Source organism: Amycolatopsis azurea DSM 43854, from assembly GCF_001995215.1.
GTDB classification, from domain to species: Bacteria; Actinomycetota; Actinomycetes; order Mycobacteriales; family Pseudonocardiaceae; genus Amycolatopsis; species Amycolatopsis azurea.
In genome coordinates this window covers 181,680-194,378 of sequence record NZ_MUXN01000024.1, presented here as the reverse complement: position 1 = coordinate 194,378, position 12,699 = coordinate 181,680, and the positions used below count along the sequence as shown (strand labels likewise).

Below are 12,699 nucleotides of genomic sequence, written 5' to 3'. Positions count from 1 at the left end.
CGCGACAGCACCACTCGTGCAGCGGAGGAATTCATGGGCGATCTCGACCGGATCGACGGCGTCCCACGTTCGGCGATCGTGATCGGCGCCGGCGTGGTCGGCCTGTCGACCGCGTGGTTCTTGCAGGAACACGGGGTCGGCGTCACAGTGGTGGACCGCGAAGGCATCGCGGCGGGCGCGTCATGGGGTAACGCGGGCTGGCTCTCCCCTGGGCTCGCGATCCCGCTCAACGAACCCGGCGTCCTGCGCTACGGACTGCGGACCCTGCTGGACCGGCAGGCCCCGCTGCACGTCCCGCCGTCCCCCGACCCGCGACTGTGGTCGTTCCTGGCCCGGTTCGCCGCGAACTGCACCGATCGATCGTGGACCCGCACCGTCGAGGCGAACGCGCCGCTGAACGAAGAATGCCTGGAGGCCTTCGACGTCCTCACCGCGAACGGTGTCGACGCGCCCACCATCGAAGCGCCGATCACGGCGGCGTTCGAGACCGCGGGGCACGCGGCGGGGCTGATCACGGAACTGCGGCGCATCGGCGAGGCCGGACAGGACATCTCGTACACCCGTCTCACCGGCGCCGAGCTCGCGGAGCGATTCCCCCAGGCGGCCACGCGGCTCGGCGCCGGTGTCCGGATCGAGGGGCAGCGCTACGTGGACCCGGGCCGGTTCGTCGAGTCGCTGGCGCGGGCGGTGGTCAGCCGGGGCGGGACGATCCGGCACCGGTTCGAGGTCGCGTCCCTGCGCGCGCACCATCACGCGCTGAGCGTGCGCTCGACCTCCGGCCAGACCGTGAACGCCAACGCGGTCGTACTCGCGACCGGAGCGTGGCTGGGCGACCTGGGACGACGATGGGGCGTCAAGGTCCCCGTGCGCGCCGGGCGCGGCTACTCCTTCACCGTGCCGACCGACGAGCCGGTGCCCGGACCGCTCTACCTGCCGGACATTCGCGTGGCGTGCACGCCGTACCAGGGCGGCCTCCGCGTGGCCGGGACGATGGAGTTCCGGAAGCCGGACGCGCCACCGGATCCGGCCCGGATCGCCGCGATCATCGACTCGGCGAGGCCGTATCTCACCGGGTTGGACTGGGACCGGCGAACCGACGAATGGGTCGGCTCGCGCCCGGTCACCACCGACGGACGGCACGTGATCGGCGCGACGAGCACCCCCGGGCTCTACATCGCCGGCGGGCACGGAATGTGGGGCCTGACCCACGGACCGATCACCGGACGGCTCCTGGCCGAGCACATCACCACCGGCAAACAGTCCGAAGCCCTGCGCCCCTTCGATCCCCTCCGCTGAATCGGATGACGATGCCACCGGAAGAAGAGACCGCACAGTCCGAAGTGGACCGACTCCGCGCCGAGAACGCTCTGCTGCGCACCGAAAAGGCTCTCCTGCTGAAGGCCGCCATCGGCTTCGCCACCGACGCGGGTGCTTTCCGGCGACAGCCCCGCAGCCCTTCGACCGAAAGGCGATCATCACCATGACCATGGTCTCGTCAGGCCCTTGGCTGACCCCGGAAACCCATGCGCGTCTGGTGCGGGAACTCGCGGCGTTGCGACGCGCCGCCGCCGTCGAGCGGGACGGCGACGACGAAATCGCGCTCCACACCCATCGGCAGTCACGGATCCGGCAGATCGAGGACGTGCTGCGCGTGGCCGTCGTCGGGCAGGATCCTCCCGACGACGGGGTCGCCGAGCCCGGCATGGTGCTCACCGTCGAGTACGACGACGGCGACACCGAGACCTTCCTGCTCGGCATGCGCGACGAAGCGGGCCACAGAGATCTCGAGGTCTACTCCCCCGATTCGCCGATCGGCCGCGCGCTGCACGGTGCGAAACCTGGTGACCGGCGGGAATATCGCGTGCCGAGCGGTGGCGCGGTCCACGTCACCCTGGTCAGGGCGGAACCCTACGGGCGGCACCGGGGAGCCACGCGCTAGTCGCCACCGCCTGACGTCACGGTCACGCCGCGTCGAGGATCCGGCGCGGCTTCGAGCGCTTCCTTCACCGAAATTCGGCGACAGAACTCGTCACGGATCTGTTCCGTGCGGAAGGCGACCTCGAACGCCACGCCGAGATCATGCACTCGCCACGACCACCGCACAGCCCGATCGGCGATCGCGGCGTCGAGGAACACTTCGGCGTTTGCGCGTCGCCACGCGCTCGCAGGGATCTCCCCATCGAGGACCTCGATACGCAGCCAGGGATCCGACACGTCTTCGACGATATCCCCGACAGCACGGCTATCCGTTGGGTCAGGGCAGCGGGCCGACCGCGCGCGATAATTCCTGCGACATCGACGATCTTCCCCGTGACAATGGGCTTCATGGAGGAAGTCGAGGTCGTCGTCGCCCACCACGATTGCGCGACCCTGCGCGTCGGTGACGTGTTCCTGAAGATCGACGCCGATCAGACACGCACCGACGTCGAGGTCGAGGCGATGGCCATGGCGCCGATACCGACTCCCGAAATCCTGTGGCGAAAGCCGCCTGTGCTCGCGCTCGCTGCTCTCCCAGGGAAGGCGCTCGGCCGACTCGGCGAGCCTTCGACCGCGTCGTCGGCGGCATGGACCGCCGCGGGCGCCGCGGTGCGGAAACTGCACGACGCGCCGTTGACACCCCGGCCCGGCCGGAGTGTCGACGAACTCGCTTCGAGTCTCGACGCCGAATGCGAGTGGCTCGTCACCACCGGCGTCCTCCCCAAGAACCTGGTCGAACGCAACCGCGGAATCGCCGAGACCGTGCTCCGGCCGTGGACGCCCGCGTTCATCCACGGTGACTTGCAGGTCGCCCATGTCTTCGTCGACGGCGACGAGGTCACCGGCGTGATCGACTGGTCCGAGGCCGCCCAGGGCGACGCCCACTTCGACCTCGCTTCTTTGACGCTAGGACACAGGGAACACCTCGACGACGTCATCGCCGGCTACGGCACGGACGCCGACCTCGACTTGATCCGCGCGTGGTGGTCCGTGCGGAGCCTGCTGGCGATCCGCTGGCTGACCGAGCACGGCTTCGACATCTCCATGCCAGGCGGCGAGATCGACGTGTTGCGATCCGCCTGACCGCCGCTCAGCGCTGTTCGGCGACCAGCCAGCACAGGCAGAAGGGATGCCCCGCGGGATCGGCATACACCTGGAAGTCGTCCCCGGTCGTGTTCCCGGCGGCCTTCTTCAGCACCGAGGCGCCGAGGGCCATGACCTGTTCGTGCGCTTCGGCGAAGTCTTCGACCCACAGGTCGAGATGGTCACCATGTGCCAGTCACCATCGTCTTCGACCACCCCGCCCAGCACGCCAGCCCAGAATCGGCTCTCGGCCGAGAGATCTGCCGCGTCGAAGGTGACGACCTGATACCTGATCCGCATCGACCAAGTCTCCCAGGAAACACCCGCATGCGCACGTATGCGATTCCGGAAATTATCGAACAAACAAGCTGCCTGAAATTGTTTGTCGCCGAATAGGCGAATTCGAGGACTTTGGACTCTGCCCGTGGCCGCCACTCGCGTGAACCATTAATTCCATTGATTGATCACGCCAATGGTTCTCTGTGAATTGGGGAGAGTTCATGTCGAATCGTATCCGCTTCACGCGTCGTTCGATGATTCTGGCCGCGGCTCTTCTGGCCGGAATCACCGGAGTCCTCGTCAGTTCCGCCACCGCCGGCACGGCTGCCGCACCGCCCTGCGGTCTGTCCACACTCAAGGGCACGTACCTGTTCGCGGGCGACGGCTGGTCGATCAGTGGCACCGGAGCCGTCCCGCTGGCCTTCGCGGGCTCCGAGCGGTTCGACGGCGCGGGCAACCTCAAAGGGGTGTCCAGCACGAACTTCAACGGCACGCCGAGCTCCCACAACGCCTTCACCGGTACTTATACCGTCGCGTCGGACTGCTCGGGGACCTTCACCATCGGCGGAACCCTGCATTTCGACATGTACCTCGATCCCAACGGCGACAGCTTCGTCTACGTCCAGACCGACGCCGGCACCGTAAGCGCCACCACCGAACACCGGGCCACCCGCACCTCGGTGGGCTGAGGAGTTTCGCGAGATCCCAGGCTGCGAGACAATTCTCCGCCATCCCGGTGAAGAATTCGACAAGATCACCAGAGCCTGCGGCAGGGCGTTATCGTTCGGCCAGTGATGGGGCGTGGGGAATCGGTGGAGCCGGGTTCGCCGGCTGGACTTGGTCGAGGTCCGATCCCGATCGCGGGGGCGGTGATCGGCGGTGTCGGCTTGGCTGTTCAGTCGCGCTTGAACGGGGAGCTCGGTTCGCGAGTGGGCGACGGGATCACGGCCACACTGGCCTCGACGTCCGTCGGGCTTCTCCTCCTGCTCGCGATCGTTCCGCTGCTCCCGGTGGGACGACGCGGGCTGAGGCTGGTCCACGCCGCGGTCCGCGGCGGCGAGCTGCGGTGGTGGCATCTGGCGGGCGGAGTGTGTGGCGCCGTGTTCGTGGCCGGTCAGGGAATCAGCGTCGGCTCGGTCGGCGTGGCCGTGTTCACCGTGGCGGTCGTGGGTGGCTCGGCTGTCGGCGGGCTGCTCATGGACCGGTTCTGGGGTGGAGCCGGCGCTCCGCGCCGGATCACGGTGGCGCGGACGGCGGGTGCCGCGGCCTGCGTGGTTGCGGTCGCCGTGACCGGCCGAGGCGCGTGGAGCGGGTCCGGAACACTGGCCTTGGTGGTCCTGCCCGTGTTCGCCGGTGTCGCGATCGCGGTGCAGTCGGCGTTGAACGGGCGGGTCGGAGCGGTCGCCGGGTCTCCGTGGCCGGCGACCCTGATCAATTTCGTCGTCGCGGCCGGGTCGCTCACCCTCGCTCTGACGATCCGGGCCGGGTTCGGCGGGGATCTGCCCGGACACCTGCCCTCGGAGCCACTGCTCTACCTGGGCGGGCTGATCGGGGTAGGTGTTGTCTCGGTGGCCACGCTCGTCGTCCGGCGCATCGGCGTGCTGGTCTTCGGGTTGGCCAGTGTGTCGGGCCAACTGCTCGGCGCCGTCCTGCTGGACGCCCTCACTCCAGGCCCGCGGCCGTCCGTCGCCACCTTCGCGGGTGTCGCGATCACCTTCGGCGCGCTGGTACTCGCGGCCCATCCGCGCTTCCGGCGCAGCGAGACCGTCCAGGATGTGCGTTCACCGGTATCGGGGCCGCGCTAGATTGTCCTGTGTGGACCATGCCGAGTACCGCCGCCGACTTCGCCGCGTCCTCGACGCGCATTCCGAGGACGTCACCGCCCGGCTGAGGGCGATCGTCGAGCTGATCGGCGACACCGTCGAGAGCGTGCAGATCGAGGTGTTCCCCGACGAAGACGGCGAGGGAACTTTCGACGTATGGGCCCGGTTCGACGGTCCGGATTCCTTCGTCCTCAACAAACCGATCGACGAGCATCGCCACCTTTTCGGCGTCGTCCACCACGAAACGGGCTGGGAGCCGGAGGTGCCGTCCCTCCCACGAGACCTCTCGGCGGACGTCGTCGTCGATACGGTCGCCGACTGGATCGAGACGGTCTGGACGCGGGCGTTCGACAACCCTCCGCCGGTTGCCGTGGAGGTGTCCTGCCCGGAAGGGCGCGGTACGACAACCCCACGGCAACTGGCCTGACCTCAGGGGTCGTGAGTGGCGATTCGTGTTCTAAGACCTGGTCTCGAAACTCGGCGTGTCGCTAGGTGAACCAACAGCCCGCCCCTGGCTCCGCACCGCCCGCCTGTGGACCCGGCCCGACGGACCGGAGGTCAGTCAGGGAGACTGGGGGCCAGTGCCCGCCCTCTCAACCTGGAGTATTTGATGCCGCAAGGGACCGTCCGTTGGTTCGACGCCGAACGGGGTTTCGGCTTCCTCGCGCCCGAGGACGGCTCCCCGGACGTGTTCGTGCACGCCTCCGAGATCGTCGGGGACGGCGGCGCGAAACTGCTCCGCGAGGGTCAGGCCGTCGTGTTCGAGGTCGGCGAGAACGACCGCGGGCCCCAGGCGCTGCGCGTTCGCGTCACCGCCGATGCGGCTACCGGCAGCGCCGTGGGCCTGCTCGGCACCGTCAACTGGTACGAGCCGGGCAAGGGGTACGGCTTCGCGTCGCCGGACGGCGGCGGCGCAGACATCTTCGTGCACAGCTCCGCCATCGTGACCGGCGGCGTGGTCACCGAGGGGCAGCGGGTGGCCTTCCTGATCGTCGAAGGCGAGCGCGGCCCGCAGGCCGGGCACGTGATCCCGCTGGGAGCAGGGGCCGGCTCACCCGCTGCGGCTGGTATCGCGGACGGTGCCGACGGCACGGTGGCCTGGTACGACGAGGACAAGGGCTTCGGCTTCATCAACCCCGACTCCGGCGCCGGGGACGTCTTCGTTCACGCCCGGGCCCTGGCCGAGGGGCTGACGTGGCTCGCGGAGGGCGACCGCGTCGCCTACGAGGTGGCTAGTGGAGACAAGGGCCCGCAGGCCCGCGACGTGCACCTGGTCCGGGGCACCGAGCCCCAGACGGCGCCGCAGCGGCCGGCACCTGCCGCGGCCGCAGGGCCGGCGGCGCGGGACGTGCCCGTACGAGGCGGCGAGGGCGTCGTCGCGCGCTACGACGAGGACAAGGGCTTCGGCTTCATCACCCCGGACGCAGGCGGCGACGATCTCTTCGCCCACGTGTCCGTGATCATGGGGTCGGAGCCGCTGCAGAAGGGTGACCGGGTCCGGTACGCGGTGCGTCAGAGCGACCGGGGCCCGCAGGCCGACCGCATCGAACGCCTCTGAACAGGCGGGGCCCCGTGCCGATCCGAGGGCCTGCTCCGCGCTCGGAAGCTCACCAGTCACCCCTATCCAACGACACAGAGCACGAACAAGATCCCCTCTAGCGCGGCACGGTCACCCAGAGCCGGTCTTCGACCCGCCGCTGCTGCGTCGTCTTCGCCACGACCGGCTCGCTACCGGCGCGTGCACGCTTGTACTCGAGGTGTCCAGAGCTCCCTGTACGGCCAAGGGGGCATGATCGAACAGGCAAGAGCCCCACTTTGCCGACGAGAGATCTGGAGGACTTCATGGACGTCGTCACCGTCGGTCCGGAGGAGATCCGTTCCGCCGTCTCGATGCCCGCGGCGATCGACGCGGTGCGAAGCGGGTTTCTCGCGCTGCGACGCGGCGAGTTCGAGATGCCGACAAGGACCGTGTTGCGCGACGGTGCGTTCCTCGTGATGTCGACGCACCATCGCCCGACCGCCTCGGCGATGATCAAGACGTTGAGCCTGAACTTCAGTGATCGCGTCCCGGCGATCGTCGGGACGGTCGTCTGGAGCGAACTCGGCCACGGACGTCATCTCGTCGCCGACGCCACCGAGGTGACCCGCATCCGGACCGGCGCGGTCGCCGGCGTCGCGACCGATCTGCTCGCCCCGGCCGAGGCCAGGACCTGCACCCTCATCGGCGCCGGCGGGCAGGCGGCCGATCAGGTCCGGGCCGTGCACGCGGTGCGGCCGCTGACCGAACTCAGGGTCGTCGACCACAGCCTCGAACGCGCGGACGCGCTCGCCGAGGCCCTCGGTGCCGAATTGCGGATAGACACCGTCATCGCCGTCGCTGACGCCGACGAGGCAGTCCGTGACATGGACATCGTCTGCTGCGCGACCACGTCCTCGACGCCACTGTTCTCCCCCACTTCACTGACCGAAAACGCCCACGTCAACGCCATCGGCGCCTTCCGCCCGACCATGCGGGAACTCCCCGACGAACTGCTCGCCGACGCGACCGTCGTGATCGATGAGCGCGAAGCGATCCTCGAAGAGGCCGGGGAGATCATCCACGCGCTCGGTTCGGGAGCCATCATCGAGGACGACCTCGTCGAACTCGGCGACGCCTTAGCCGCAGGGATGGGAAAACGGACCGGCCGGACGGTCTTCAAGAGCGTCGGGGTGGCGATGCAGGACTGGGCCATCGCCAGCCTGCTCGCTCAGACCTTTCTCGACCAAGCGCGGTAAACAGGACCCACTCCGCGGTCTTCCCCAGGGTGCCGTTGACGTAGAGCGTGTCCCCCAAACGCATCCCGTCGTCCTCCAAGGGCGGAAGACCGTTGGCGTCGAACAACTCGCGGATGCTGGCCGCGTCCAGCGTCCAACCGAGTCCGGTCAGGTACGGCGCGGCTTCGTTGCGTTCGCCGAAGTAGCGCAGCCGGGTCATGTCGGTGTCGAGATTCTGCTCGCGCCAGCGTTCGGAGATGCGGTCCAGACGCTCCTTCGTCCTGTCCTCCTCGCCTGGCCGCGGATTGGGCTTGCTTTCGGTGGCCGCCCGGCTTCCCGGCGCGCTGAGCTCGGTGATGGTGTCCAGCAAGCTGTCCTGCGCCTCGGGCGGAAGGTAACCCAGCAGCCCCTCGGCACTCCACGCCGTCGGCCGGGCCGGGTCGAAACCGGCGGCGCGCAGCGCAGCGGGCCAGTCTTCACGCAGATCGGCCGCGACCGCCCTCCGGTCGGCCGTGGGCTCCGCGCCCAACTCCGCCAGTGTTCGGGTTTTGAACTCGATGACCTCTGGCTGGTCGAGTTCGTACACCACGGGCCCGGCGGGCCAAGGAAGCCGGTAGGCCCGGGAATCCAGGCCCGACGCCAGGATCACGACCTGCGTGATTCCCGCGTTCGTCGCGCCGAGGAAGAACTCGTCGTAGAACTTGGTCCGAATCTTGGCGACGTCGATCCAGAGCTGCTCCACCAGTTCGCCTGCCGCGGCTTCACCGGCCGCCAGCCGGGTGAGGAGATCGACGCCCACCGCGCGGACAAGCGGCTCGGCGAACGGGTCGTCGATCAGAGAAGGATCGTCACGCGTCGCCATCGCCCTGGCCGCCGCGGCCATGGTGGCGGTCGCGCCGACACTGGACGCCAGGTCCCAGGTGTCTCCGTCTTGCCTCGTGGACATCGTGTTCGGCCCCGTCTCCGCTCTCGAAAAATAGCGTGCCGATTATCGCCCGCACGCACCGAGGACGCTTCCGCGACGCCCTGGTGACGGCGGGCTGCGACGCTGTCCGAGGGCGCCCGTCGCAGGAGGAGAGCTGTCCCATGCCACCGCCACCGAGGGCTCGCGCGAAGCTCCCCACGGTGACGACGGCGCAGACCAAGTCACCGGTGGGGCTGCAAGAGCGCCCACCGAAACGGAAGCCGGATCGGCTGCCGCCGTCCAACGCCGCTGCGCTGGCCGCGTTGCGAGCAGGCGACAAGAAACCGACGGCGGACCCGTCCCAGAAGGACTCGCAGGACAAGGTCGGCAACGGCGCGGTGGCCGCGGGTCTGGCCAGAGGTCCCGGGGCCGATCCGAAGTTCGCGGTGCTGAAAAAGGACATCGCACACAAGAAACGCACGGTCGCCCGCTCCCACCCCCCGGCGGCCAAGGAAGCGACCTCGGCACAGAGCGCGTCCGTCCCGCCCAAGGACGACGAGGTGGCGCAGGGCAAGACGGCCAACGCCGAGAAGATGAACGAAGCGAAGCCGAAGGACTTCGACAAGGAAGCGTTCGTCAAAGCCGTCGAGAAGGCCATCGCCGAAAAGGCGCCGAAAAACCTCGAACAGGCCGACGAGTTCGCCGAATCGGGTAAGCCCGCCGAAGTCAAGGCCGAGGTGGCGGGGAAGGTCGGCGAGGGAAAGTCGGACTCGGCGGAGCAGATCGCCGACACCACCGCCGCACCCCCGGACACCTCCGCCGCCGAGGTCAAACAGGTCGTGCCCATGGCGGCCGACCGGCCGCCGGGCACTCCGGCCACGCCCGACCCGGCCAAGGCGACACCGGACAAACTCCCGGCTTCGGCCACCGACCTGTCCGCGGGTCCCGCCAAGGTCGACCGGGAGATGACCGACGCCCAGGTCACCGAGACGCAGCTCAAGAAGTCGAACGAGCCGGCGTTCGGCGCGGCGCTCAAGGACAAGAAGGGCGCGGAACAGCATTCGGAGGCGACTCCGCCGGAACTCCGGGCGAACGAGTCGAAGCACCTGCGCCAGACCACCGCGCAGGCCGGGCGTTTCGGCGCCGCCGCCATGGGCGCGATCGCCAAACGGCGGAAGCGCACCGGCGACGAGGTCGGCGGCGGGAAGGCGGATACGAAGCTCACCGACGAGGAAAAACGCGCGCTGGTGACGGCCACCCTCCAAAAGGTCTTCGACACCATGAAGACCGACGTGGAGGGCATCCTCACCGGCCTGGACAAACTCGTCGACGACCAGTTCACCAAGGGCGAGAAGGAGGCCCGGGACGCGTTCACCGCCGAACACCGGCGGAAAATGGACGAGTACAAGGATCGCCGCTACAGCGGTGCCTGGGGCCTGATCAGATGGGGCCGCGACAAGTTGCTCGGTCTGCCCAAGGAAGCGGACCAGATCTTCGTCGAAGCTCGCGAAAACTACGTCAAGCAGATGCGCAAGGTCATCTCGGCCGTCGCGGACACGATCGGCCGCGAGCTGACGAGGGCGAAGCAGCGCATCGCCAAGGGCCGGGAAGAACTCCAGGCCGAGGTCAAGAAGCTGCCGAAGGACCTCCAGGCGATCGGCAAGCAGGCGGCCGCCGGGTTCGCCGACAAGTTCGACGAGCTGACCCAGTCGGTCGACGACAAGAGCACCGAACTGGTCGACACGCTCGCCACGAAGTACACCGACGCCGTCAAGGCGGTCGACGCCGAGATCGCGGAGGAGAAGGAAAAGAACAAGGGGCTGGTCGACAAGGCCCTGGACGCCGTCAAGGGCGTCATCAAGACGATCCTCGAACTCAAGGACCTGTTGCTCGGAGTGCTCGCCAAGGCCGCGCAGGCCGTGCTGGGCATCCTGAAGGACCCGATCGGCTTCCTGGGCAACCTGGTGTCCGCGGTCGGCGGCGGCCTCAAGCAGTTCAAGAACAACGCCCTCGCGCATCTCCAGCAAGGCGTCCTGTCCTGGCTGCTGGGCACCGCGGCGACGGCGGGCATCGAACTGCCGAAGAGCTTCGACATCGTCAGCATCCTCGTGCTGATCGCCAGCCTGCTGGGGCTTTCCGGCGCCAACCTCCTCGCCCGGATCGCGCGGAAGGTGCCGAAGGAGGCCATGGCCGCCATCGAGGCGGGCAAGGCCGCCCTCCCGATCATTCTCGAAGTCCGAAGACGCGGGGTGCGAGCGCTGTGGGACGACCTCAAGTCCCGGGTCGGCGACCTGAAGAAGAACCTCATCGACAACCTGGTGTCCTACCTGCTGCCGACGATCGTGATGGCGGGCATCACGTGGATCATCTCGCTGTTCAATCCCGCGTCGGCGTTCATCCGCGCCTGCAAGATGATCATCGACATCATCCGGTTCATCGTGACGAACGGCCGCCAGATCATCGAGTTCGTCAACACCGTCCTGGACGCGGTCATCGCGATCGCGAAGGGCGGCGCCGGTGGCGTGGCCGGCCTGGTCGAGAAGGCGCTGGCCCGGTCGATCCCCGTGCTGATCGGCGCGCTGGCGGCGATTCTCGGGATCGGTGGTATCGCCGGGAAGGTCAAGGAGGTCTTCCAGAAGATCGCCAAACCGGTCAACAAGGCCATCGACTGGGTGATCGACAAGATCGTCGGACTGGTGAAGAAGGTCTGGGCCAAGGTCAAGTCCCTCGCGAAGAAGATCGCGGACAAGGCCAAGGCCGCGGGGAAGAAGCTCAAGGACAAGTTCGGCAAGAAGAAGCCGACGAAGGACACGAAGAAGCCCGGCGACAAGAAAGAAGATCCTTCCGCTAAGGACAAGGAAGAGGTACCACCGCACAGCGTCGAACAGTCGACCAGGGTCGGCACCGAATCACACGTTCTTCAGGCTCGTATTCAGGGCAAACGCGTCAAGATCTTCATGGCGAGCGAAGGGTTCGACGCGATACGGGTCAAGATGAAAGTGCTTCGTCAGCTCGCGAACAATGCACTGAAGTCGCGGTATCCCCGGGAACAGACCTGGGGTGGCGAGCTGAACAACGCGTTGGACAAGGTCGAAGGCAAGGCGACGAAGATAGTGACCGACTACGCGGGCCTTCCGGCATCTCCTCATCGCGACCGGCAGTTGAACGGCTGGCTGAACGATCTCAGCGAGATGATCAGCGAAATCGGTGTGAAGTTCCAGATCCCCGGACTGACGTTCAGACGTCCGCTGCACAATCCCGTGCCGTCGTCACTCGATGGTTTCGGCCGGGCGACCGGCTATTCCGGCAACCCGTTGAGCAGGGCATCCGAAGGACGTGGCTCACCTGCCGGTGGTCACATCCCTGGGATCGACATTCCCGGTGTCGGTACGCTTCAACGTGGTCACCTGCTGGCCAACCTCCTCGGCGGTTCGGGAACCGACCGTCGCAACCTGTCTCCGCTGACAGTGCCCGCGAACACGGCGATGAAGAAGCCCGAACGGGAAGCCGCCGACTTCATCTACACCGGCGACGTTTCCAACCAGGTCGTATACGTGGCGCAGGTGAATCACCAGTTCTCGGACGCGACGGCGTTCCAGACATGGCTCGTGTCAGCTTATCCGCCCGTCGCACCGGACGCGGCCGAGCAGCTGTTCGACATCGCACGGGCACATCGGCCGTCCTCGGCGGAAATCAACCGCGCGATGGGTGGCCCTCCTCGCGCTGCCGCTCAGCAGCAGCACATCCTGCGCGGCCTCGCCTACTATCTCCTCAGGTCCGAAATCGTACTCACCATCACGGCAACGCCGGGACCGCTGAACCGAGTACCCAAACCCGGTTCGTCGTGGACCATCTCGAACAACATCCCGCCACCGTGAC

General features: G+C 67.7%; 14 protein-coding genes. 11 read left to right on the top strand and 3 right to left on the bottom strand.

Annotated elements, in window-relative coordinates:
* Nucleotides 1–33: 33 nt before the first annotated feature.
* The 3 genes from B0293_RS31080 to B0293_RS31070 are packed head-to-tail and all read left to right on the top strand — an operon-like array spanning nucleotide 34 to nucleotide 1,939.
* The gene (locus tag B0293_RS31080) at nucleotides 34–1,296 is read left to right on the top strand and encodes an NAD(P)/FAD-dependent oxidoreductase (RefSeq protein ID WP_005160091.1); all 1,263 of its coding nucleotides are present in this window, start codon (nucleotides 34–36) and stop codon (nucleotides 1,294–1,296) included.
* 5 nt (nucleotides 1,297–1,301) lie between these two features.
* Entirely contained in the window at nucleotides 1,302–1,484 is a 183-nt protein-coding gene (locus B0293_RS44015; protein ID WP_005160089.1) for a hypothetical protein, read from the top strand.
* Nucleotides 1,481–1,939: a GreA/GreB family elongation factor gene (locus B0293_RS31070; protein ID WP_005160087.1), complete on the top strand. Its 459-nt coding sequence runs from the start codon at nucleotides 1,481–1,483 to the stop codon at nucleotides 1,937–1,939. The genes B0293_RS44015 and B0293_RS31070 overlap by 4 nt, the downstream gene beginning before the upstream one ends.
* Here the strand turns inward: B0293_RS31070 and B0293_RS43260 are convergent.
* Nucleotides 1,936–2,355 (bottom strand): hypothetical protein, encoded by a 420-nt coding sequence (locus B0293_RS43260; protein ID WP_143254677.1) that lies wholly within the window; start codon nucleotides 2,353–2,355, stop codon nucleotides 1,936–1,938. The two genes, B0293_RS31070 and B0293_RS43260, sit on opposite strands and share 4 nt — an antisense overlap.
* On the opposite strand from B0293_RS43260, the gene B0293_RS31060 reads away from it, so the two are divergent.
* On the top strand, nucleotides 2,326–3,060 hold the full coding sequence (locus B0293_RS31060; RefSeq protein WP_039918804.1) for a phosphotransferase family protein: 735 nt from the start codon (nucleotides 2,326–2,328) through the stop codon (nucleotides 3,058–3,060). The two genes, B0293_RS43260 and B0293_RS31060, sit on opposite strands and share 30 nt — an antisense overlap.
* Nucleotides 3,061–3,067: 7 nt before the next feature.
* Here the strand turns inward: B0293_RS31060 and B0293_RS44400 are convergent, their stop codons facing one another.
* A complete protein-coding gene (locus B0293_RS44400) occupies nucleotides 3,068–3,193 on the bottom strand; it encodes a VOC family protein (protein ID WP_005160081.1) in 126 nt (41 codons plus the stop codon).
* A 56-nt stretch (nucleotides 3,194–3,249) separates the two neighbouring features.
* Between B0293_RS44400 and B0293_RS44395 the strand changes: the two genes are divergently transcribed.
* From B0293_RS44395 to B0293_RS31030, 6 genes are all read left to right on the top strand, one after another.
* Complete coding sequence (locus B0293_RS44395; protein ID WP_245191990.1) at nucleotides 3,250–3,456, top strand: hypothetical protein; 207 nt, start codon at nucleotides 3,250–3,252, stop codon at nucleotides 3,454–3,456.
* 104 nt (nucleotides 3,457–3,560) lie between these two features.
* Nucleotides 3,561–4,028 (top strand): hypothetical protein, encoded by a 468-nt coding sequence (locus tag B0293_RS31050; protein ID WP_005160076.1) that lies wholly within the window; start codon nucleotides 3,561–3,563, stop codon nucleotides 4,026–4,028.
* Nucleotides 4,029–4,151: 123 nt separating this feature from the next.
* Nucleotides 4,152–5,144 (top strand): DMT family transporter, encoded by a 993-nt coding sequence (locus tag B0293_RS31045; RefSeq protein WP_407640112.1) that lies wholly within the window; start codon nucleotides 4,152–4,154, stop codon nucleotides 5,142–5,144.
* A gap of 10 nt (nucleotides 5,145–5,154) precedes the next feature.
* On the top strand, nucleotides 5,155–5,589 hold the full coding sequence (locus B0293_RS31040; RefSeq protein ID WP_005160073.1) for a DUF6389 family protein: 435 nt from the start codon (nucleotides 5,155–5,157) through the stop codon (nucleotides 5,587–5,589).
* A 183-nt stretch (nucleotides 5,590–5,772) separates the two neighbouring features.
* The gene (locus tag B0293_RS44730) at nucleotides 5,773–6,720 is read left to right on the top strand and encodes a cold-shock protein (protein WP_005160071.1); all 948 of its coding nucleotides are present in this window, start codon (nucleotides 5,773–5,775) and stop codon (nucleotides 6,718–6,720) included.
* Nucleotides 6,721–7,004: 284 nt separating this feature from the next.
* Nucleotides 7,005–7,937: an ornithine cyclodeaminase family protein gene (locus B0293_RS31030; protein WP_005160068.1), complete on the top strand. Its 933-nt coding sequence runs from the start codon at nucleotides 7,005–7,007 to the stop codon at nucleotides 7,935–7,937.
* On the opposite strand, the gene B0293_RS31025 is transcribed toward B0293_RS31030, so the two are convergent.
* Complete coding sequence (locus tag B0293_RS31025; RefSeq protein WP_245191989.1) at nucleotides 7,858–8,862, bottom strand: class I SAM-dependent methyltransferase; 1,005 nt, start codon at nucleotides 8,860–8,862, stop codon at nucleotides 7,858–7,860. The genes B0293_RS31030 and B0293_RS31025 overlap by 80 nt on opposite strands.
* A 140-nt stretch (nucleotides 8,863–9,002) precedes the next feature.
* Between B0293_RS31025 and B0293_RS31020 the strand changes: the two genes are divergently transcribed.
* Entirely contained in the window at nucleotides 9,003–12,698 is a 3,696-nt protein-coding gene (locus tag B0293_RS31020) for a hypothetical protein (RefSeq protein ID WP_005160060.1), read from the top strand.
* The last annotated feature ends 1 nt before the right edge of the window (nucleotide 12,699 follow it).